Source organism: Pseudoxanthomonas sp. GM95 (assembly GCF_900109775.1).
In the GTDB taxonomy this organism is placed as follows: Bacteria; Pseudomonadota; Gammaproteobacteria; order Xanthomonadales; family Xanthomonadaceae; genus Pseudoxanthomonas_A.
In genome coordinates this window covers 576600-595857 of sequence record NZ_FOAX01000001.1, presented here as the reverse complement: position 1 = coordinate 595857, position 19258 = coordinate 576600, and the positions used below count along the sequence as shown (strand labels likewise).

Below are 19258 nucleotides of genomic sequence, written 5' to 3'. Positions count from 1 at the left end.
GGGCCTGTTTCTTCCGGATCGCCTACGGCGGATCAAGCCTTCGGCGGACCCTTGCGATGCGGCTTGGACGGGCCACCCCGCGGGCTGAACGGCTTGCCGCCGGCAGGACGCGGCTTGCCCGCACCCGGACGCGCGCCGGCCGGGCGATAGCCACGCGGCGCATCGTCGCCCGCCTCTTCGCCGACCTTGTGGATCCGAAGCTGCTGGCCGGAGACCCAGACCTTCTTCAGGTGGGTCAGCACGTCGCTGGGCATGCCTTCGGGCAGGTCCAGTACCGAGTAATCGTCCTGGATGTCGATGCGGCCGATGTAGCGGCTTTCCAGGCCGGCCTCGTTGGCGATGGCGCCGACGATATTGGCCGGCTTCACGCCGTGGGCGTGGCCCACTTCGATCCGGTAGCGCTCCATGCCGTGTTCGGCCTCGCCCGACGGCGGCGCCGAGCGACGCGGACGATCCGAAGGCGGCGCGAAATCGTCACCGGCATGGTCATGGCGCGGCGGACGCGGTGCGCGCTCCGGACGTGCACCGTCAGCTTCATAGCTGCGGGCCGGACGCTCGGCGCGCGGGCTGCGCTCGGGACGCTCGAAGCTCGCGCTGCGCGGCGCCGGGGCGCGATCGGCCGACAGCAGCAGCGGGGTTTTGCCCTGCAGCAGGCGCGCAAGCGCGGCGGCGATGTCGATCGCCGGCACGTTGTGCTCGCGCTCGTAGCCTTCGATCAGCGCGCGGTACTCGCCCGCTTCGCCGGTGGCCAGCGTGTCGGTGATGCGGCTGAGGAACTTGGCCACGCGCCGATCATTGACGTCGTCCACGCTGGGCAGCTGCATCTCGGTGATCGGCTGGCGCGTGGCGCGTTCGATCGCGCGCAGCATCGACTTCTCGCGCGGGGTCACGAACAGGATCGCGTCACCGGTACGGCCGGCACGGCCGGTGCGGCCGATGCGGTGCACGTAGCTTTCGGTGTCGTAGGGAATGTCATAGTTCAGCACGTGGCTGATGCGCTCCACGTCCAGGCCGCGCGCGGCCACGTCGGTGGCGACCAGGATGTCCAGCTTGCCGTCCTTGAGCTGGGCAATGGTCTTCTCGCGGGCCGCCTGCTGCATGTCGCCGTTGATGGCGGCCGCGGCCAGGCCACGGGCCTGCAGCTTCTGCGCGAGTTCTTCGGTGGCCGCCTTGGTGCGGGCGAAGATGATCATGCCGTCGAAGGGCTCGGCTTCCAGGATGCGGGTCAGCGCATCGAGCTTGTGCAGGCCCGAGACGAACCAATAGCGCTGGGTGATGTTGGCCGAGGTCGTGGTCTTGGCCGCGATGTTCACTTCGACCGGGTCTTTCAGGTAGGTCTGGGCGATGCGGCGGATGGCCGGCGGCATCGTCGCCGAGAACAGCGCCACCTGGCGCGTCTCGGGGGTCTTCTTCAGCACGGTCTCGACGTCGTCGATGAAGCCCATGCGCAGCATTTCGTCGGCTTCGTCCAGCACCAGCGTGGTCAGGCCGGACAGATCCAACGAGCCGCGCTCGAGATGGTCGATCACGCGACCCGGGGTGCCGACGACCACGTGCACGCCGCGCTTGAGCGCCTGCAGCTGCGGGTAGTAGCTCTGGCCGCCGTAGATCGGCAGGACGTGGAAGCCAGGAATCGAGGCAGCGTACTTCTGGAACGCCTCGGCGACCTGGATGGCCAGCTCGCGGGTCGGCGCCAGGACCAGCGCCTGCGGCTTGCCGGCGGTCATGTCCAGGTTGGAGAGCACCGGCAGCGCGAACGCTGCGGTCTTGCCGGTTCCGGTCTGCGCGGTGCCCAGCACGTCGCGTCCCCCGAGCAGGGCCGGGATGGTGGCGGCCTGGATGGGCGAAGGCGACTCGTAACCGACGGCGGCCAGGGCAGACTGGACCGGCGCGGACAGGCCGAGGGCGGAGAACGGCACCGCGGGTGCGGCGTTTTCGGAAGACATGATGGAGCTCTGACAGCGTAATGGCCGCCTATTGTGCGCCCAGACGGCCCTATGCGCCTTGAATGACAACCAATTCCGTCCCGAAACCCGGCATTGGCGACGCGTTTTCGTCTTCCGGCGTCGCAATCAGTGCTGCAGGTGCATCCGCAGGGCCTGTCGGAACGGCGGCACGGCCGCGGCCAGGCGCAGCGCGCCGCCTCGCAACAGGCGCGCCGCCGGGCGTTCGTTGGTGTAGAGCCGGGCCACGAGCTGGGTGGCCGCGTACAGCGGCCAGGTGGCGCGGCGATGGGCGCCGGCGAAAGCGCGCAGCGGGCCCTCCGCGCCCGGATCGGCCTGCCCGGCCAATGCCTCGACCAGCCGCTCGACGCCCGCCAGTCCGAAGTTGAACCCATGCGCGTTGACCGGATGCATGCCGATCGCCGCATCGCCGGCCAGGGCGAAGCGCGGCCCGGCCAGGCGCCGCGCATAGGTCGACAGCAGCGGATACAAGTGCCGGCTGCTGGCCGGCCGCATCGCGCCGAGCCGGCCTTCGCACAGGCGCGTGACCTCGGCAGCGAAGGCCACATCGTCCAACGCGCGCAGCGCCTCGGCCCGCTGCGGCGACAGGGTCAGCACCAGTGAAGACGTGTTGCCTACCAACGGCAGCAGCGCAACGGTCGCGCCATAGGCGAACCATTCCAGCGCAATGCCGTGGTGCGGCTTCGCATGCGCGACGTGGCAGACGAGCATGCTGCGGCCGAGATCGTGCAGTTCCGCGCCGACACCGAGTTGCCGGCGCAGCGCGGACAGGCGTCCGTCCGCTGCGATCAACAATTTCGCCTGCAGCCTGCGTCCGTCATCCAGCGTGGCCTCGACATGGTCGCGGCCGCGCTGCAGCGAAGCGATGCTGCTGCCGTCCAGCAGGGTGATGCCGGATTGCGCAGCGACCGCCTCGAACGCGGCCCGCCGGATCCGATGGTTGGCCACCAGCCAGCCCAGCGGTTCACCGTCCCTCTTGTCGGCTGCGATATTCAGGGCGAATGGCGACGCGCCGTCCTGCACGCGCGCCTGGCGCAGCGGCGACAGCGTCGCGGCGTCCAGCCTGGACCAGATGCCGAGTTGCTCCAGCAAGCGGCGCGAGGCGTGGGTCAGCGCGATCTCGCGACCGTCGAACGCCGGCTCGGCCAGTACCTGCCGCGGCTGGCGCTCGACCACGGCCACGCGGCGCCCCTGCGCGGCCAGCGCCTGCGCCAGGCACAGCCCGACCGGACCGCCGCCGCCAATCACCACGTCGAACTGCATCGCCTGCGCCTTCCAAGATGAGAACGACTCGCATCGTATCGCCGCGCCCGTGACGCGCATTGATCTGGCGCAACTGGCATCGCCATCGCGTGTGAGGAATGCCGCGCAGGCGCGAATCACCCTGGCATCGACGCACAATCGCTTTCGGACCTGTCCCATGGAAGACGCCGCAATGCCACCGGCCGCCACGCTGGATCACGATGCCCGAGCCCGCTTCCAGGCGCTGTTGGAGCGGCACCGCGGGATCGTGCTGAAGGTCGCGGCCAGCTACGCCTTCCATCCGGAAGACCGCGCCGAGCTGGCGCAGGAGATCGCCACGCAGCTGTGGCGGGCGTTTCCCGGTTTCGATGCAGGCCGCAGTTTTTCGACCTGGATGTACCGGATCGCACTGAACGTGGCGATCTCGCAGGTCCGCGGCCAGGCCCTGCGCCAGCGCCACGCCGTGCCGCTGGACGAAGACCTGCACGACCTGGCCGATCCCAATCCCGGCAACCCGGAAGCCGACCAGCAGCTGCGCCTGCTGCGACGCTTCATCGCCGCGCAGCCGCCGCTGGATCGCGCCCTGCTGGTGCTCTATCTGGAAGACCGCCCGTACCGCGAGATGGCCGAGATCCTGGGCCTGAGCGAGACCAACGTCGCCACCAAGATCAACCGCCTCAAGCAGCGCATCCGCAGCGCGCTCTGACCTCACAGGACCCAAGACCATGGAACTCGACGACATGAAGCTCGCCTGGCAGGCAATGGAAACCCGACTGGAGCGCCAGGGCGCGCTGAACCTGCAGCTGTTCACCGAGAGCCGCCTGGACAAGGCGCGCGCGCGGCTGTGGCCGCTGTTCGCCTGGCAGGTGGTGCAGGCGCTGCTGGGGATCGGCATGGCGGTGGTGTTCGCCCGGTTCTGGGTGCATCACATCGAGTCGTTGCCCGCCCTGATCAGCGGCCTGGCGCTGCACGTCTGGGGCGTGGCGCTGGTGGTGTGTTCGGCCGTGGACGTGCTGCTGCTCACCCGCCTGCACTACGCCAAGCCGGTGCTGACGGTGCAGAAGACCCTGGGCCAGCTGCGCTGGTGGCGGGTGAAGTGGCAGCCGCGCCTGGGCCTGGCCTGGTGCTTGCTGTGGCTGGCCCTGCTGGAAGTGGCGGCCAAGGCGATGACAGGCCAGGACCTGCCGACCGGCTTCCTGCTGTGGACCAGCGCGGTGAACCTGGTCCTGCTTGGCGGCAGCGTGCTGTTGCTGCGCCGGCGCCGCGACCTGTTCGACGCCGGCAGCATTGGCCGCAGCATTCCGCGGGCGCAGGCTATGCTGGACGAGATCGAGGCGTTCAAGCGCGAGGAAGGCGTGGCCAACGGCTAAACTGGCGCCATGCAGATCCTCGAATTCGATCTCGACGGCGAGTACGTCGAACTCCACATCCTGCTCAAGCTGTGCGGCCTGGTGGACAGCGGCGGCATGGGCAAGCAGGTCGTCGCCAGCGGCGTGGTGTTCGTCGATGGCGCGCAGGAATTGCGCAAGACCGCCAAGATCCGCGCCGGCCAGGTGGTGACGATCGAAGACGAGGTCGAGATCCGGGTGATGGAGCCGGCCGAAGGCTGAGTCCGGCGGCTCAGGCCAGCGGTAGATCGGAGCCCGCGCGCGTCATCGCATCGTGCAGCGCGCGCACCTGCTCGGCGCGCGGGTCCACTTTCGACACATCGCCCAGCGACTGCAGATAGTGGCAGGCCGCGAAATCGCGCGCCACGCGCTCGTAATCGGCGATCCAGGCCAGGCGTTCCGGGCGCTGCGCCTGCTCGCTGGACCACGCGGCCACGGTCGGCCGGATGCGGCGGGTGATGCCCATCCGCCACGGCTTGCCGGTCAGGCGCGCGCGGAAACAGTGCTGCACCTTGCACAGCGTCGCGTAGAGCTGGTCGGCACCCAGCGCGTGGAAGCAGTCGGCCACGGCCGCTTCATCCGGCGCGAAGGTGCGCTGCATCGCCAGCACCCGCAGCCCGGCCGGCGAGCGATACACGCGCAGGTGCCAGTCCGGATGCGCGTTCGAAAACGCTTCGATCCGCGCCAGCGCACGTGCCTGCGGCCCGCCGTCCTTGTCCCACTGCCGGCGCTTGCGCCGCAGCGCGATGAAGTTGGCGATCAGCAGCACGATGCAGGCCGCGGCGATCCCCGCCAGCCATTGCCGCTGCCAGGCGCCCAGCACGAAACCGGCCACTAGCATCACCGCACTGAAGCCCAGTGTCAGTCCGCAGCCACGCGGCGGCGTGTCGAAATCCACATCCGCGAACAGCACGTCCGGCGTGTTGAGGCATAGCGCGCCATAGCTGTTGCGCGTGATCACCACGCCGTCGTGGCGCTCGACGATCTGCTCGCGGATCGGCACCCCGTGGATGCCGTAATTGCTGCGCAGCTCACGCCGCGGCAGCTTCTCTCCGGACACGATCCGGTCGAACGCCTCCTGCACGCGCGCCTGCGCGTGGGCCTCGGCTTCCGCTTGGCCGGCATCGGACCAACCGAACCGGCGCACGGTCACGCTGCGTCCTTTATTGCGCGTGTGCAGGCGGGCCTCGGCCCAGTATTCGGGAACGATCATCGCGTCCTGCCTTCCCTGCCATGTGTCTGCGGTGGCGCGGATCATGTCACCGCGGCTGGCCTGCGTCAGCCCACCGAGACACGCCAATTCCAGGCGCACGGCCGTGCGCAAGGCCGACGATGTTGCGCCAAGCCCACCCGCGCCATGCAGGCGTCATGGCTTTCTGCCAAGCTCGGGTCACCTTGTTTGCTATCGATGTTCACCGCATGCGCCTGTCCAAGATCCGGGCGGCGTGGGGGCTCAGCCTGTTGCTGCTGACCGCCTGCGCCACCGATCACGTCGTTCCGTCCACCTCGTCCACCGTCCAGGCCCCGCCGGCGCCGGTCCTGCTGATTTCCATCGACGCGCTGCGCGCCAGCTACCTGGGACGCGGCGACACCCCGCGCCTGGATGCGCTGGCCCGCGACGGCGTGCGTGCGCAATGGATGAACCCGTCCTACCCGGCGCTGACCTTCCCCAACCACTACACGCTGGTCACCGGGTTGCGGCCGGACCACCACGGCGTGATCCACAACTCGATGCGCGACGAAGGCCTGGGCGACTTCAAGGTCTCCGACACCAGCGCCACCGGCGATGCGCGCTGGTGGAGCGAGGCGACGCCGATCTGGGTCACGGCCGAACAGCACGGCATGAAGACCGCGATCTGGGCCTGGCCGGGCAGCGCCGCGCCGATCGATGGCGTGCGCCCCGGCCAGTACCGCCTGTTCGACCCAAAGATTCCCGCTGCCGTCCGCGCCGATGAAGTCGCCGGCTGGCTCACCGGCCCGGCCGAGCAGCGCCCGCAGCTGGCCGCGCTGTACATGGAAGACGTCGACGAAGAAGGCCACAGCTACGGCCCGGATTCGCAGCAGGTGCGCGACGCGCTGCATCGCGTGGATGCCGCGGTCGGCAGCCTGCTCGACACGCTGGCCGCGCACGGCCAGCTGGACAAGATCAACATCGTGCTGGTCTCCGACCACGGCATGGCCCAGGTCACGCCCGATCGCGTGATCGCGGTCGAAGACATGGTCACGATGGAGGAAGCCACGGTGGTCTCGGTCGGCCAGGTGGTCGGCGTGGCGCCCAACGCCGGCTTCGCATCCACCGTCGCCAAGCGCCTGCTCGGCCGCCACGATCACTACACCTGCTGGCGCAAGGGCGAACTGCCCGCGCGTTGGCATTACGGCACCAATGCGCGCATCCCGCCGATCGTCTGCCAGATGGACGAAGGCTGGGACGCGCTGCCGGCCGAACAGGCCGCCAAGCGCCGGGCGCTGGGCCACGATCGCGGCTCGCATGGCTTCGATCCGGCACTGGCGTCGATGCATGCGATGTTCATCGCGCACGGCCCGGCGTTCCGCCGTGGCACGGTGCTGCCGGCGTTCGACAACGTGGATGTGTATCCGCTGCTCGCGCACCTGCTGCAGCTGCAGGCCGAGCCCAACGACGGTTCGCTCGCGCCGCTGGCGCCGGCACTGAAGGCAATTCCCACGCCCCAGCATTGATGTCCGAAAGCGGCGAGTGAGGGCGGTGGCGCGGTGCTAGCCTGCGCGGCATGTCCTCACCGTCCCTGCCCGACCACCGCACCTGCGAACAGGCCCGCCTGAGCCGCGACGCGCGCTTCGACGGCCTGTTCTTCACCGCGGTCTCCAGCACCGGCATCTATTGCCGGCCGGTGTGCCCGGCGCCGGCCCCCAAGGCCGAAAACGTCACCTACTACGCCGCGGCTTCCGCCGCCGAAGCCGCCGGCTTCCGCCCGTGCCTGCGCTGCCGTCCGGAGCTGGCCCCGGGCGATGGCGCCTGGCGGCGCGGCGATGACGTCGTGGCCCGCGCGCTGAAGCTGATCGACACCGGCCTGCTTGCCGACCAGCCGCTATCGGCGCTGGCCGCGCGCGTGGAGGTGGGCGAGCGCCAGCTGCGCCGGCTGTTCGCCGATCGCCTGGGCACCTCGCCGATCGGCGTGCATGCCACGCGCCGACTGTTGTTCGCCAAGCAGCTGCTCACCGAAACCCACCTGCCGGTCACCGACGTGGCCATGGCCGCGGGTTTCAACAGCCTGCGGCGCTTCAACACCGTGTTCAAGGACACCTACCGGATGGCGCCGCGCGACCTGCGCAAGCGCGAGCCGCGCGAAGCTGCTGGCGAAACGCTGGTGCTGCGCCTGGGCTACCGGCCGCCGTACGACTTCACCGCGATGCTCGACTTCCTGCGCGGACGTGCGCTGCCCGGCGTGGAGCATGTCGACGGGATCTCGTATGCGCGCGTGGTCGGCCCGGCTGCGACGCCGGGCTGGCTGCGCGTCAGCGCCTGGCCCAAGGGCGAACACGCGCTGCGCCTGGAGCTGCGCAACATCGCGCCCACCGGCATGCTGGCCGTGGTCGAACGCCTGCGCCGCATGTTCGACCTGGATGCCGATCCGCAGGTCATCGCAGCCGCCCTGCGCGACGATCCGCGCCTGCGCCCGCTGCTGCGCAAGCGCCCGGGGCTGCGCATCCCCAGCGGCTGGGACGGCTTCGAGATCGCGATCCGCGCGGTCATCGGCCAGCAGATCAGCGTCGCCGCGGCGCGCACCGTCACCGCGCGCCTGGCGCAGGCCTTTGGCGAAGCGATCGTCGGCCCGCTGCACAGCGCGGTGCACACGCACCTGTTCCCCACCCCGACTGCGCTGGCCGAAGCCGACCTCACCGCGATCGGCCTGACCAAGGCGCGCGCGGCCACGGTGCGCACCGTGGCCCAGGCGGTGCTGGACGGGCGCGTGGATTTCGACGCGGCCACCACGCTGGAACAGTTCGTCGAGCGCTGGACCGCACTGCCAGGCATCGGCCCGTGGACGGCGAATTACCTGGCGCTGCGCGGCCTCGGCCATCCCGATGCGTTTCCGGCCGACGACCTGGTCCTGCAGAAATCCCTGCCCAATGACGGCACCCGCCTGACCGCGAAACAGCTGTCGCTGCACGCGCAGGCCTGGCGCCCCTGGCGCGGCTACGCCGTGCTGCATCTGTGGAAGGACGCGATGCCACCTTCCAAGCCCATCGATCAAACCCCGGCGGAGCCGCGCACATGACCATCTTCCATCGCCACATCCCCAGCCCGGTCGGGCCGCTGCTGATCGCCGCCAGCGATGCGGGCCTGCATGCCGTCGAATTCCCCGAGAACCGCCATCCGGTCAAACACTGGTCGCCGTGGGAACCGGGCGACCACGCGGTGCTGCGCGAAACCCAATCGCAGCTTGACGCCTATTTCGCCGGCACGCTGAAAACCTTCGACCTGCCGCTGGCCCCGCAGGGCACCGCGTTCCAGGAACAGGTCTGGACCACGCTGGCGTCGATTCCCTATGGCAGCACGTGGAGCTACCTGGACCTGGCCAACGCACTGGGCAAGCCCAGCGCCACGCGCGCCGTCGGCGCCGCCAATGGCCGCAACCCCCTGCCGATCGTGCTGCCGTGCCACCGCGTGATCGGTGCCAACGGCGCCCTCACCGGCTTCGGCGGCGGCCTGCCGACCAAGGAATTCCTGCTGCGGCTGGAAGGCGCGTTGCCCGCGACATCCGCCGGCACACTGTTCGCCTGAAGCCGGCGCGCCGCCCGCGGCTGTCCCATCGAGGGGAACGTTGACCGCCTTCAACGGCAGGCCGCCCGGCCGCCGCATGAGACAATCGGGTCATGTTTGACAGAAATGAAGCCCGACAGGCGCTGGCACCCTTGTGGTCGCGCGATCTGTGGATGCGGCGCGTGGCGCTGTGGGGTGGCGCGGTCGCGGTGGCCGTCGTCGCGTTGATCTTCGCCAAGGCCAGCGATGCGGCCTTCGGCATCTTCCAGCGGATCATCCATCACTCGGTGTGGTGGGCGCTGCTGCTGACGCCAACGGTGTTCGCCGCGCTGGCCTGGCTGACCAATGGCGCGCTCAAGCCCACGCGCGGCTCGGGCATCCCGCAGGTGATCGCAGCGCTGCAGCTGCCGGATCGCAGCTTCCGCAAGACCAATCTGTCGCTGGGCGTGTCGGCCGGCAAGCTCACTCTGACCGTGCTGGCGCTGTTCGGTGGCGCCTCGGTCGGCCGCGAGGGGCCGACGGTCCACGTCGGCGCCAGCCTGATGTACGTGATCGGCCGGGCACTGGGCTTCAAGGACCCGCGCGAGGCCACGCACTTCCTGCTGGCCGGCGGCGCGGCCGGCATCGCCGCGGCCTTCAACACACCGCTGGCCGGTGTGGTGTTCGCCATCGAGGAGCTCTCCGGCCGCTTCGAACACAACTTCTCCGGCACGTTGCTGACCGCGGTGATCGTCGGCGGCGTGGTGTCGCTGGGCCTGCTCGGCAACTACACCTACTTCGGCACCGTCGATGCGGCGCTGCCGCTGGGCATGGGCTGGCTGGCGGTGCTTCTGTGCGGCGCGGTGGCCGGACTGCTGGGCGGCTTGTTCAGCCGCACGATCCTGGCGGCGATGGACGGCCGGCCGCGCTGGCTGGGCCGGATGCGCGGCGCCAACCCGGTGCTGTTCGCAGCCGGCTGCGGGCTGGCACTGGCGCTGCTGGGCATCATCTTCGGCGCGGGCGCATTCGGCACCGGCTACGAGCAGGCGCGCAGCCTGGTGCAGGGCCACGCGGTGGTCGGGCACGAGTTCGGCATCATGAAATTCGGCGCGAACCTGGTGTCGTACGTGGCCGGCATCCCGGGCGGCTTGTTCTCGCCGGCGTTGGCGGTCGGCGCCGGGCTTGGCCACAACCTGTCGGTGCTGCTGCCGGGCGTGGACCCATCGTCGGTCGTGCTGCTGGGCATGTGCGCCTATCTCACCGGCGTGACCCAGGCGCCGCTGACCTCGGCGGTGATTTCGCTGGAGCTGACCGACAACAGCGACATGATGCTGCCGATTCTGGCGACCGTGCTGCTGGCCCGCGCGGCGTCTGCACTGGTGTGCCGCAAGCCGGTCTACAAGGCGCTGGCCGATCGTTTGCTGGCGGCGATGCCCGCGCCCGCACCTTCGGAAACACCGGCGGATGCGCAGGAGACAGCGCAGGCGCCGTCAGTTCCCGTCGCTGGCGCCGGCGCGGAACCGGCCGATCCCCTGCCCCACGATGGCGATGTCACGCCCGCGTCAGACCCACCTCCCAGCGAACCGCCGCCGCGCCCCTAGCCCGGCGCACTGGAAGTAGCCACGCCAGGCCGTAAGATGCCGGCTCCATCGCGCGGACGCCGCTCCGCTACTGCGCGCATGCCAGTCCCCGGGCACCGCCCCGGCGCTGGCCGCTGCGTGATTCCGCTGGAGTTCCACCCATGTCCGCTGCTATTGCTCCGCTGCCGGCCGTCACATTCGGCCGGCTCGCACCGACCCTGCCGGTCACCGATATCGACCGCGCCCTGGCGTTCTATGTCGAGGTCCTGGGCTTCACCAAGACCTTCGAGAACGGCACGCCGGTCGGCTTCGTGATCCTGAAGAAAGACGCTGCCGAACTGCACCTGTCGCTGCACAAGACGCACAAGCCCAGCAACCAGAACCTCGCGCACCTGCTCGTCGACAACGCCACCGCGCTCTACGCGCACCTGGAGGCGGCCGGCATCCGCATCGTCAAGGCGCTACGCGATGCGAACTACGGGCTGCGCGGGTTTGTTTTCGCCGATCCCGATGGCAACCGCATCGATGTCGGCCAGCGGCTCTAGCCGCGATCCGCAAGACGAATCGCAGGCAATAAAAAAACGCGGCGCCTTGAAGGCGCCGCGTTTGTTCAGAGCATCGCAGTCGGCTGGATCAGCCGGCCTTGGCGACGGTCTTCTTGGCCACGGCCTTCTTGGCCGGCGCCTTGGCGACCGACTTGCTGGTCACCGGCGCGGTCACGACCGCGTTGTGCTTGCGCGAGTTGCCGTAGCTGGCGTTGTAGCGCTTGCCCTTGGCGGTCTTGCGGTCACCCTTGCCCATAACTTGACTCCTGAATGTTGGTGGCCCGCCGGTCGTGGCGGGTGCGCTGCTGGCAAGGCGCCAGCGCGCAGGGCCGGAGAGGCTATCACAGCCGCCCGGCACGTCTACAGGGAGGGCATGCCCTAGTGCGCGCAGCTGGCGTCGTGCACGTGGCCGTGGTTCAGGCGCAGGTTCAACACGTGCGCCAGGCCAACCAGCGTGCCGCCGAAGGTCATCGCCACCGCATGCGGGATCACGCTGTGGTGCAGCGGCGCGTACAGCACCGCGACCCACAGCACCGCCAATCCGGTCAGCAGCATGCCCAGCGCGCGCAGCACGCGATGGCGGCGGTAACCGCTGGCCAGGCTGAACACGCCCAGCAGTGAGGCGAACACCACGAACGCGCGTTCGAAGCCCTCGCCCAGCCAGCCCGACAGGCCCAGCGCCGGCAGCAGGGCGATCAATAGCGGCAGCACCGCGCAATGCACGGCGCAGACCAGGGAACCGGTGGCACCCAGGCGGTCCAGCCATGAACGGAAGGGAGAAGACATGGTGGAAGTATGACTTTCGGGAGGGGACTTGACGCGACTTGGATATATTATAACGTTTTGATGAACCCTGCCTCTCTCCTCCTCCCAGGATGCTCCAACCCATGAAGTCACCTGCTTTCCGCGCCGCCGGTGCGGCCGCCCTGTCCCGTGCCCCGCTTGCCGCCGCCCTCACCCTGGCGCTGTGCGCCTTCAACGTGCAGGCGCAGGAAGCGACCAGCAGCACCACCAACCCGTCCAGCGATTCGCGCCACACCACCGGCAGCGGCCTGCATGCCAAGGACCTGGATGCGGTGAAAGTGACCTCCAGCCCGTTCGGCAGCACCGCCGACCAGCTCAGCCGCCCGGTCGAAGTGCTCAGCGGCGAGAAGCTTGATGAAGTCCGCGCCGCCAGCCTGGGCGAAACCGTCGCCGGCCTGCCGGGCGTGCAGTCGTCCAACTTCGGCCCGGGCGTGGGCCGTCCGATCATCCGCGGCATGGATGGTCCGCGCGTGGCCGTGATGGCCGATGGCCTGTCCAGCGCCGACGTTTCCACCGTCAGCCAGGACCACTCGCCGGCGATCGAGCCGTTCCTGGCCGACCAGATCGAAGTGCTCAAGGGTCCCTCGACCCTGCTCTACGGCAGCGGCGCCATCGGCGGCGCGGTGAACGTGGTCGACGGCCGCATCGCCGAAACCCCGGTCCAGGGCGTCACCGGCCGCGCCGAAACGCGCGTGGATTTCGGCGACAAGGACGGCCAGACCAGCATGGCGCGCTTCGACGCCGGCAACGGCGGCCTGTCGATCCACGCCGATGGCGTGTATCGCAACGCCAAGGACTACGACACGCCCGAAGGCCGCCAGGCCAACACCTTCATCGACAACAAGTCCGGCGCGTTCGGCGCCTCGCTGGCCGGCGACTGGGGCTTCATCGGCGCCTCGGTATCGCGCTTCAACGACAGCTACGGCAATCCAGGCGAACCGGGCAACCTGGCTGAAGGCGAGCGCGGCGTGCACCTGGAAATGCACCAGGACCGCTTCGAGGTAAAGGGCGGCCTGAATGATCCGTGGGGCGAAGGCAGCGGCCTGCGCTACAGCTTCGGCCACACCACCTACGACCACACCGAGTTCGAAGGCGACGAGGTCGGCACCGTCTTCAAGAAGGACGCCAACGAAGGCCGCATCGAAGCCACCTTCGCCGCCGCCAACGGCTGGAAAACCGCCGTCGGCGTGCAGGGCAGCGACTCGACCTTCCAGGCAATCGGCGAAGAGGCCTTCGTGCCCAAGACCGATACCAAGGCGATCGGCGTGTTCGCCGTGGCGCAGAACACTTGGGGCCGGTTCTCCACCGACCTGGGCGCGCGCGTGGACCAGATCAAGTACCAGACCGAGACCGGCCTGTCGCCGAAGTTCAAGCCGCTGAGCCTGTCCTCCAGCTTCGGTTTCAAGCTCAACGACAACTGGCGCATCACCGCCAACCTGGACCACGCCGAGCGCGCGCCGGCCGAAGAGGAACTGTTCGCCGACGGCCCGCACATCGCCACGCTCGCTTACGAGATCGGCGGCACCGACCTGCAGAAGGAAAAGGCCAACCAGGCCGAGCTGGGCCTGACCTACCGCAACGACTGGATGGATGCCAAGGTCTCGGCGTACTACAACCGCTACAACAACTTCATCTACCTCACCGACACCGGCGAGCAGTGGTACCACGAGGAAGAGGATGAGTACCTGCCGATCCGCCAGTGGACGCAGGGCGATGCCACCTTCCACGGCTTCGAGGGCGAGGCCACCTTCCACCTGGCCAACAGCGCCAGCACCGGCGACTGGGACCTGCATGTGTTCGGCGATACGGTGCAGGCCAGCCTCAACGATGGCGGCAACCTGCCGCGCATCCCGCCGGGCCGCTTCGGTGCGGAGTTCCGCTGGGAAGCCAGCGCCTGGCGCGCCTCGATCGGCGCCACGCGCTACATGAAGCAGGACAAGGTCGCGGTCAACGAGACCGAGACCGCCGGCTACACGATGGTCGATGCGCACGTGGCGTACCACATCGATGCGGGTGCGACTTCGTGGGAAGTGTTCTTGGATGGCAGCAACCTGGCCGACCAGGATGCGCGCGTGCACACCTCGTTCCTCAAGGACGACGTGATGCTGCCGGGTCGTAGTGCTTCGTTCGGCGTGCGCATGTTCTTCTGATCCCGCCACGCGGGCGGGCCGCTCCCCTCGGCCCGCCTGCTGGACGCACCGGCGTGTGCGGCGGCGCGTGCGTTCAGCACCTGCCCCGCCACGCACGTGTTGCAACGGGATCGCGGGCCGGAAGACCTCCCCAGTCTTCCGGCCCGTTTTTTGTTGCGCGGCGCCTTGGCGATAGGCGCAGTTCGCGCGGTGCGATCACCGCTAAACCGTTGTGGGAGCTGCTTCAGCAGCGATGGCCTTACCGATAAAGCTCCGTCGCTGCTGAAGCCGCTCCCACCTCACGGCATGGCAGCGAATGGAATCCGGCGTTGCACGGACAGCCGGTTCCCAGATAGGTGCATATGCATGCATCATGCGACGCCCCCCCGCCTCCGTGTCGCCATGCCCGCCATCGCCACCGAATCGACCTGCACCTGCTTCCGCCTGCGCCGGGCCGCGCGCCAGGCCTCCCAGCTTTACGACCGCGAGCTGGCCGCGATCGGCCTGAGCCTCAACGAGTATTCGATCCTGCGCCGCGCCCAGAAAGGCACGCGCACGCTGGGCGAACTCGCAGACGCGGCCGGCATGGACCGCAGCACCCTCACCCGCAACCTCAAGCCGCTGCTGGCCGCCGGCTTGATCCGCGATGCGCGCGGCGACGACGCGCGCCAGCGCCTGATCCAGGTCACAGCCAAGGGCGAGAACGCCATCGCCAAGGCCATCCCGCTGTGGCAGCGCGCACAGAAACAGATGGCCGCGCTCTACGGCGCCGCGCAGATGCAGCGGCTCAACGACGACCTGGACGCGCTGCACGTGGCACTGCGTCCGCTGCGGGAGGCCGCATGAATGTGACCGCGCAACCCCGCACGCCGTGGCTGCTGCTGGCCGTCGCCTCGTCGATGCTGCTGCTGACGATGGGCGTGCGCCAGACGACTGGTTTGTTCGTCAAACCGATCAGCGCCAGCACCGGAATCGGCATCGCCTCGATCAGCTTTGCGCTGGCGATCGGCCAGCTGGTGTGGGGCGCGGTGCAGCCGGTATTTGGCGCAATCGCCGACCGCCACGGCCCCACGCGCGTGCTGGTCTTCGGCGGCCTGCTGATGGCGGCCGGCTGCGCGCTGACGCCGTTCATGACCAGCGAACTCGGGCTGATGCTGTCACTGGGCGTGATGGCCGCGGCCGGTGCGGGCGCGGGCAGTTTCTCGATCCTGATCGGCGCCACCGCGCAGCACATTGCGGCGGAGAAGCGCTCGTTCGCCTCGGGGCTGATCAACGCTGGCGGCTCGCTGGGGCAGTTCGTGTTCGCGCCGCTGGTGACGCTGGGCATCAGCGTGGGGAGCTGGTCGGCGGCGATGTTCGGCCTGGCCGTGGCCTCGCTACTGACGCTGCCGCTGATCGCACCGCTGGTGAAGCCGCGCCGCGGTGATCCCGCCGTCGCCATCGCGCACGCGGCCGAAGTCGTCCATCTCACCCTGCGCGCGCAGCTGCGCATCGCACTGCGCGACCGCAGCTACTGGCTGCTGCACCTGGGCTTTTTCACCTGCGGCGTGCACATCGCGTTCCTGGTGACGCATCTGCCCGGCGAGATCGCGCTGTGCGGGCTCTCGCCCGGCGTGGCCGGCACCTCGATCGCGCTGATCGGCCTGTTCAATGTCGCCGGTAGTCTCAGCGCCGGCTGGCTCGGCCAGCGCATGCCGATGAAGTACGTGCTGGCCGGCATGTATGCCAGCCGCGCGGTGCTGATCGCGCTGTATCTCATGGCACCACCGACGCCAACCACGTTCTACGTCTTCGCAGCGGCGCTGGGCTTCACCTGGCTGGCGACGGTGCCGCCGACGGCCGGGATCATCGGCAAGCGCTTCGGCCCGCGCTACATGGGCACGCTCTTCGGGCTCACATTGCTGTCGCACCAGATCGGCGGGTTCTTCGGCGCCTGGCTGGGCGGCGTGGCGCTGGAGCACAACGGCAGCTATCAATGGATGTGGTACGCGGACATGGCGCTGGCACTGGTCGCCGCGGTGGCGAACCTTCCGATCCGCGAGCGCGCATCGGAAGCACAGCTCGCACGCGCCTGACAGCCGAAACGCCTCAGCCCGCGGCGAGCCGCGCGCAGATCGCCCGCCATGCGGGCGACATCGCAATCGTCATGAAGCTGACCTGCTGCACGACCAGCACCGCGAGCAGCAGCGGATACGGCGGCAGGATTTTTCCTTCGCGCGCATCGCGCACGATCAGCACCAGCGTGGCGACCACGCTGATCAGCATGCCACCGTGGAAGGCGGCCTCGAAGGATTGGATGCCCGGCATGAAGGCGCCCAGCGCGCGTGCCGTCGCCGGCGGCAACACCAGCAGCGCCGTGCAGGCCATGTAGCGCGCATGCAGCGGCATGCGCCGGCGATGCCACAGCGCCATGCCGTAGCAGAACGCGAAGAACGCCAGCCCGATGAAATCCACCAGCGCCAGCGGCGGCGCGAAGGCCTGCTGGAACGGATTGGTGCCGGCCAGCGAGACCCGGATCAGCATCACCCCGGAAATCACGAACGCCGGCACGATTGCCAGCGAGGCCCAGCCCAGCACGCGATGCACCGCGTAAAGCCGCGTGCGGGCCAGCGAGCCCTGGATGATCAACAGCACCAGCCAGCTGGTGGCCAGTCCGCCATGCACGTGGCGCAGCAGATCGAGCTTGCCCAGCTGCGAGAAGAAACTCGGGTAGAACCCGACCACCGCCGCCAGCAGCGCCAGGCCAAAGTAGTACGGGCTGTTGTCGTGAGATCGCGGGGTTGCCAGGCGCATGGGCGTTCCAATCGAAAGGACACCCTGCGGACAACGCGTCGCCGGCCGTACGCCGGCCAGCGCTTCAACCGATGCGGATCAGACGGGCGCGGCGGCCGCGCAACGCGCGCACAGGCCGTGCACTTCCAGGGTCTGCGCCTGCGGCACGAAGCCCAGCGCCTTGGCGCGGGCTTCGAGCTGGTCGACCACGGCGCGGTCTTCCAGCTCCACCGCCGAATGGCAGCGGTCGCAGATCAGGAACGGCACCGAGTGCGCGGCGCTGTTGGGATGGTGGCAGGCGACGAAGGCGTTGACCGATTCGAGCTTGTGCACGAAGCCATTGGCCATCAGGAAATCCAGCGCGCGATACACCGTCGGCGGTGCGTCGGCGCCGACGCCCTTGGACGCGCGCACCAGGTCCAGCAGTTCGTAGGCCTTGATCGGCTTGCCGGCCTCGGCAATCAGCTGCAGCACGCGCGCGCGGATCGGCGTCAGCCGCAGGCCGCGCTCGGCACAGGCGTGCTCGACCGCGTGCACGAACGCATCGGCGCTGTGCACGTGGTGGTGGGGTTCGATGCAGGCGTGCTTGCTGGACATGAGGCTGCTCCTGGAATCAGGCCGCGTTGGCCACCTTGATGAGTGCCGCGTCGATGCGTTTCAAGGCTTCGTCGCGGCCGGCCAGGTAGACGGTCTGGGAAATGTCGGGGCTGACCTGGGTGCCGGTGATGGCCACGCGCAACGGCTGGGCGACCTTGCCCATGCCCAGCTCCAGCGCGGCGGCGGCATCGTGCAGCGCGGCCGAGACGCCTTCCACCGTCCAGTCGCTCGCCGCAGCCAGCAGCTCGCGCGACTTGGCCAGCGGCGCCTGCGCGGCGGCCTTGAGGTGCTTGGCGACGGCGGCCTCGTCGTAGTCGGTCAGCGGCTGGTACCAGACCACGGCCTTCTCGGCCATTTCCTTCAGGGTCTGCACGCGCTCGCGCAGGGCGATCACCACATCGGCCGGCGCCGGGCCCGCGGCCAGGTCCACGCCGAGCTTCTCCAGCTGATAGACCAGCTGCGGCGCGATGGTCTCCGGCGCGTCGGTCTTCAGGTAGTGCTGGTTGACCCAGCCGAGCTTGGCCATGTCGATGCGTGCGGCCTTGGAGTTGACGTTCTTCACGTCGAACAGCTCGATCAGCTCGGCCAGCGTGAACAGCTCCTGGTCGCCGTGCGACCAGCCCAGGCGCGCCAGGTAGTTGATCAAGGCATGCGGCAGGTAGCCGGCGTCCTTGTACTGCATGACATCGGCCGCACCGGTGCGCTTGGACAGCTTGGCGCCCTGCTCGTCCAGGATCATCGGCATGTGCGCGAACTTGGGCACGGTCGCCCCCAGCGCTTCATAGATGTTGATCTGGCGCGGGGTGTTGTTGATGTGGTCGTCGCCGCGGATGACCTCGGTGATGCCCATGTCCCAGTCGTCCACCACCACCGCGAAGTTGTAGGTGGGATAGCCGTCCGGGCGGAAGATCACCATGTCGTCCAGCTCAGCGTTGGCGATCTCGATCGGGCCCTTGATCAGGTCGTCGAACACCACCGTGCCGCCGATCGGATTCTTGAAGCGGATCACGCGGTTGGGATCGTCGCGATACGGCAGCTGCTGCTCGCGCGCGGCGCCGTTGTAGCGGGGCTTTTCCTGCTTGGCCATGGCGGCCTCGCGCATGGCGTCCAGCTCGGCGCGCGTTTCGTAGGCGTAATAGGCCTTGCCGTCGGCAACCAGCTGCTCGGCGACTTCCTTGTAGCGGGCCACGCGCTGGGTCTGGTAGATCGGGCCTTCGTTGTAGTCCAGGCCCAGCCAGTCCATCGCTTCGAGGATCGCGTCGATCGCGCCCTGGGTGCTGCGCTCGCGGTCGGTGTCCTCGATGCGCAGGACGAATTCGCCGCCGCGGTGACGCGCTTCCAGCCAGCAGTACAGCGCGGTGCGCGCGCCGCCGATGTGCAGGTAGCCGGTAGGACTGGGGGCGAAACGGGTACGGCAGGTCATGGAAGGCCCGGGAGCGACAGATGGAATCGGCCAATTTTACCCGCTGTCGGCTGATCAGGCCCGCGACGCCTGCCAGACGCCGGCCACGCCCGCG

Annotated in this window: 19 protein-coding genes; 11 read left to right on the top strand and 8 right to left on the bottom strand. The window is 69.0% G+C overall.

Going from position 1 to position 19258, the window contains the following annotated elements:
- Positions 1-32 precede the first annotated feature (32 nt).
- Together BMZ17_RS02790 and ubiM are read right to left on the bottom strand one after the other, a co-directional pair.
- Positions 33-1946 carry a DEAD/DEAH box helicase gene (locus BMZ17_RS02790; protein ID WP_093135308.1) on the bottom strand — a complete coding sequence of 638 codons (1914 nt, stop codon included), beginning with the start codon at positions 1944-1946 and terminating at the stop codon, positions 33-35.
- Between the two features lie 126 nt (positions 1947-2072).
- On the bottom strand, positions 2073-3227 hold the full coding sequence (gene ubiM, locus BMZ17_RS02785) for a 5-demethoxyubiquinol-8 5-hydroxylase UbiM (protein ID WP_093135304.1): 1155 nt from the start codon (positions 3225-3227) through the stop codon (positions 2073-2075).
- Between the two features lie 157 nt (positions 3228-3384).
- Here ubiM and BMZ17_RS02780 point away from each other — a divergent pair, with 157 nt between their 5' ends.
- The 3 genes from BMZ17_RS02780 to BMZ17_RS02770 are packed head-to-tail and all read left to right on the top strand — an operon-like array spanning position 3385 to position 4816.
- Positions 3385-3912: an RNA polymerase sigma factor gene (locus BMZ17_RS02780; RefSeq protein WP_254775168.1), complete on the top strand. Its 528-nt coding sequence runs from the start codon at positions 3385-3387 to the stop codon at positions 3910-3912.
- Between the two features lie 19 nt (positions 3913-3931).
- Positions 3932-4576 (top strand): hypothetical protein, encoded by a 645-nt coding sequence (locus tag BMZ17_RS02775; protein WP_093135301.1) that lies wholly within the window; start codon positions 3932-3934, stop codon positions 4574-4576.
- Positions 4577-4585: 9 nt separating this feature from the next.
- The gene (locus tag BMZ17_RS02770; protein ID WP_093135297.1) at positions 4586-4816 is read left to right on the top strand and encodes an RNA-binding S4 domain-containing protein; all 231 of its coding nucleotides are present in this window, start codon (positions 4586-4588) and stop codon (positions 4814-4816) included.
- Positions 4817-4826: 10 nt separating this feature from the next.
- Here BMZ17_RS02770 and BMZ17_RS02765 read toward each other — a convergent pair whose 3' ends face one another.
- Positions 4827-5807, bottom strand: coding sequence for a hypothetical protein (locus tag BMZ17_RS02765; RefSeq protein ID WP_093135293.1), 981 nt, complete (start codon positions 5805-5807; stop codon positions 4827-4829).
- A 206-nt stretch (positions 5808-6013) separates the two neighbouring features.
- Between BMZ17_RS02765 and BMZ17_RS02760 the strand changes: the two genes are divergently transcribed.
- From BMZ17_RS02760 to BMZ17_RS02740, 5 genes are all read left to right on the top strand, one after another.
- The gene (locus tag BMZ17_RS02760) at positions 6014-7291 is read left to right on the top strand and encodes an alkaline phosphatase family protein (protein ID WP_093135290.1); all 1278 of its coding nucleotides are present in this window, start codon (positions 6014-6016) and stop codon (positions 7289-7291) included.
- 50 nt (positions 7292-7341) lie between these two features.
- Positions 7342-8850: a DNA-3-methyladenine glycosylase 2 family protein gene (locus BMZ17_RS02755; RefSeq protein ID WP_093135286.1), complete on the top strand. Its 1509-nt coding sequence runs from the start codon at positions 7342-7344 to the stop codon at positions 8848-8850.
- The gene (locus BMZ17_RS02750) at positions 8847-9356 is read left to right on the top strand and encodes a methylated-DNA--[protein]-cysteine S-methyltransferase (protein WP_093135282.1); all 510 of its coding nucleotides are present in this window, start codon (positions 8847-8849) and stop codon (positions 9354-9356) included. Before BMZ17_RS02755 ends, BMZ17_RS02750 begins: the two co-directional genes overlap by 4 nt.
- A gap of 92 nt (positions 9357-9448) precedes the next feature.
- Positions 9449-10915 (top strand): chloride channel protein, encoded by a 1467-nt coding sequence (locus BMZ17_RS02745; protein WP_093135277.1) that lies wholly within the window; start codon positions 9449-9451, stop codon positions 10913-10915.
- Positions 10916-11055: 140 nt separating this feature from the next.
- A complete protein-coding gene (locus tag BMZ17_RS02740) occupies positions 11056-11439 on the top strand; it encodes a VOC family protein (protein WP_093135274.1) in 384 nt (127 codons plus the stop codon).
- 88 nt (positions 11440-11527) lie between these two features.
- Here the strand turns inward: BMZ17_RS02740 and BMZ17_RS02735 are convergent, their stop codons facing one another.
- Both BMZ17_RS02735 and BMZ17_RS02730 read right to left on the bottom strand, forming a co-directional pair.
- A complete protein-coding gene (locus BMZ17_RS02735; RefSeq protein ID WP_093135270.1) occupies positions 11528-11695 on the bottom strand; it encodes a 30S ribosomal protein THX in 168 nt (55 codons plus the stop codon).
- A gap of 122 nt (positions 11696-11817) precedes the next feature.
- Complete coding sequence (locus tag BMZ17_RS02730) at positions 11818-12225, bottom strand: MerC domain-containing protein (RefSeq protein ID WP_093135265.1); 408 nt, start codon at positions 12223-12225, stop codon at positions 11818-11820.
- Between the two features lie 101 nt (positions 12226-12326).
- On the opposite strand from BMZ17_RS02730, the gene BMZ17_RS02725 reads away from it, so the two are divergent.
- The 3 genes from BMZ17_RS02725 (at position 12327) to BMZ17_RS02715 (ending at position 16447) form a co-directional block, all read left to right on the top strand.
- Entirely contained in the window at positions 12327-14393 is a 2067-nt protein-coding gene (locus tag BMZ17_RS02725; protein WP_093135261.1) for a TonB-dependent receptor, read from the top strand.
- A 381-nt stretch (positions 14394-14774) separates the two neighbouring features.
- The gene (locus BMZ17_RS02720) at positions 14775-15218 is read left to right on the top strand and encodes a MarR family winged helix-turn-helix transcriptional regulator (protein ID WP_343124181.1); all 444 of its coding nucleotides are present in this window, start codon (positions 14775-14777) and stop codon (positions 15216-15218) included.
- On the top strand, positions 15215-16447 hold the full coding sequence (locus BMZ17_RS02715; RefSeq protein WP_093135258.1) for an MFS transporter: 1233 nt from the start codon (positions 15215-15217) through the stop codon (positions 16445-16447). Before BMZ17_RS02720 ends, BMZ17_RS02715 begins: the two co-directional genes overlap by 4 nt.
- A gap of 13 nt (positions 16448-16460) precedes the next feature.
- On the opposite strand, the gene BMZ17_RS02710 is transcribed toward BMZ17_RS02715, so the two are convergent.
- The 3 genes from BMZ17_RS02710 to gltX all read right to left on the bottom strand — a co-directional run bounded on the left by BMZ17_RS02710 (position 16461) and on the right by gltX (position 19164).
- On the bottom strand, positions 16461-17165 hold the full coding sequence (locus BMZ17_RS02710) for a hypothetical protein (RefSeq protein ID WP_093135255.1): 705 nt from the start codon (positions 17163-17165) through the stop codon (positions 16461-16463).
- A gap of 78 nt (positions 17166-17243) precedes the next feature.
- On the bottom strand, positions 17244-17741 hold the full coding sequence (locus BMZ17_RS02705) for a transcriptional repressor (RefSeq protein ID WP_093135252.1): 498 nt from the start codon (positions 17739-17741) through the stop codon (positions 17244-17246).
- 16 nt (positions 17742-17757) lie between these two features.
- Positions 17758-19164, bottom strand: a complete 1407-nt coding sequence (gene gltX, locus BMZ17_RS02700; RefSeq protein ID WP_093135249.1) for a glutamate--tRNA ligase — start codon at positions 19162-19164, stop codon at positions 17758-17760.
- Between the last annotated feature and the right edge of the window lie 94 nt (positions 19165-19258).

Bases quoted from the DNA above. Each gene is read 5' to 3' on its own strand.
- BMZ17_RS02705 (WP_093135252.1), bottom strand. From the start codon at position 17,741: ATGTCCAGCAAGCACGCCTGCATCGAACCCCACCACCACGTGCACAGC.
- BMZ17_RS02750 (WP_093135282.1), top strand. From the start codon at position 8,847: ATGACCATCTTCCATCGCCACATCCCCAGCCCGGTCGGGCCGCTGCTG.
- gltX (WP_093135249.1), bottom strand. From the start codon at position 19,164: ATGACCTGCCGTACCCGTTTCGCCCCCAGTCCTACCGGCTACCTGCAC.
- BMZ17_RS02725 (WP_093135261.1), top strand. From the start codon at position 12,327: ATGAAGTCACCTGCTTTCCGCGCCGCCGGTGCGGCCGCCCTGTCCCGT.
- BMZ17_RS02735 (WP_093135270.1), bottom strand. From the start codon at position 11,695: ATGGGCAAGGGTGACCGCAAGACCGCCAAGGGCAAGCGCTACAACGCC.
- BMZ17_RS02765 (WP_093135293.1), bottom strand. From the start codon at position 5,807: ATGATCGTTCCCGAATACTGGGCCGAGGCCCGCCTGCACACGCGCAAT.
- BMZ17_RS02740 (WP_093135274.1), top strand. From the start codon at position 11,056: ATGTCCGCTGCTATTGCTCCGCTGCCGGCCGTCACATTCGGCCGGCTC.
- BMZ17_RS02780 (WP_254775168.1), top strand. From the start codon at position 3,385: ATGGAAGACGCCGCAATGCCACCGGCCGCCACGCTGGATCACGATGCC.
- BMZ17_RS02720 (WP_343124181.1), top strand. From the start codon at position 14,775: ATGCCCGCCATCGCCACCGAATCGACCTGCACCTGCTTCCGCCTGCGC.
- BMZ17_RS02790 (WP_093135308.1), bottom strand. From the start codon at position 1,946: ATGTCTTCCGAAAACGCCGCACCCGCGGTGCCGTTCTCCGCCCTCGGC.
- BMZ17_RS02710 (WP_093135255.1), bottom strand. From the start codon at position 17,165: ATGCGCCTGGCAACCCCGCGATCTCACGACAACAGCCCGTACTACTTT.
- ubiM (WP_093135304.1), bottom strand. From the start codon at position 3,227: ATGCAGTTCGACGTGGTGATTGGCGGCGGCGGTCCGGTCGGGCTGTGC.
- BMZ17_RS02745 (WP_093135277.1), top strand. From the start codon at position 9,449: ATGTTTGACAGAAATGAAGCCCGACAGGCGCTGGCACCCTTGTGGTCG.
- BMZ17_RS02715 (WP_093135258.1), top strand. From the start codon at position 15,215: ATGAATGTGACCGCGCAACCCCGCACGCCGTGGCTGCTGCTGGCCGTC.
- BMZ17_RS02775 (WP_093135301.1), top strand. From the start codon at position 3,932: ATGGAACTCGACGACATGAAGCTCGCCTGGCAGGCAATGGAAACCCGA.
- BMZ17_RS02730 (WP_093135265.1), bottom strand. From the start codon at position 12,225: ATGTCTTCTCCCTTCCGTTCATGGCTGGACCGCCTGGGTGCCACCGGT.
- BMZ17_RS02770 (WP_093135297.1), top strand. From the start codon at position 4,586: ATGCAGATCCTCGAATTCGATCTCGACGGCGAGTACGTCGAACTCCAC.
- BMZ17_RS02760 (WP_093135290.1), top strand. From the start codon at position 6,014: ATGCGCCTGTCCAAGATCCGGGCGGCGTGGGGGCTCAGCCTGTTGCTG.
- BMZ17_RS02755 (WP_093135286.1), top strand. From the start codon at position 7,342: ATGTCCTCACCGTCCCTGCCCGACCACCGCACCTGCGAACAGGCCCGC.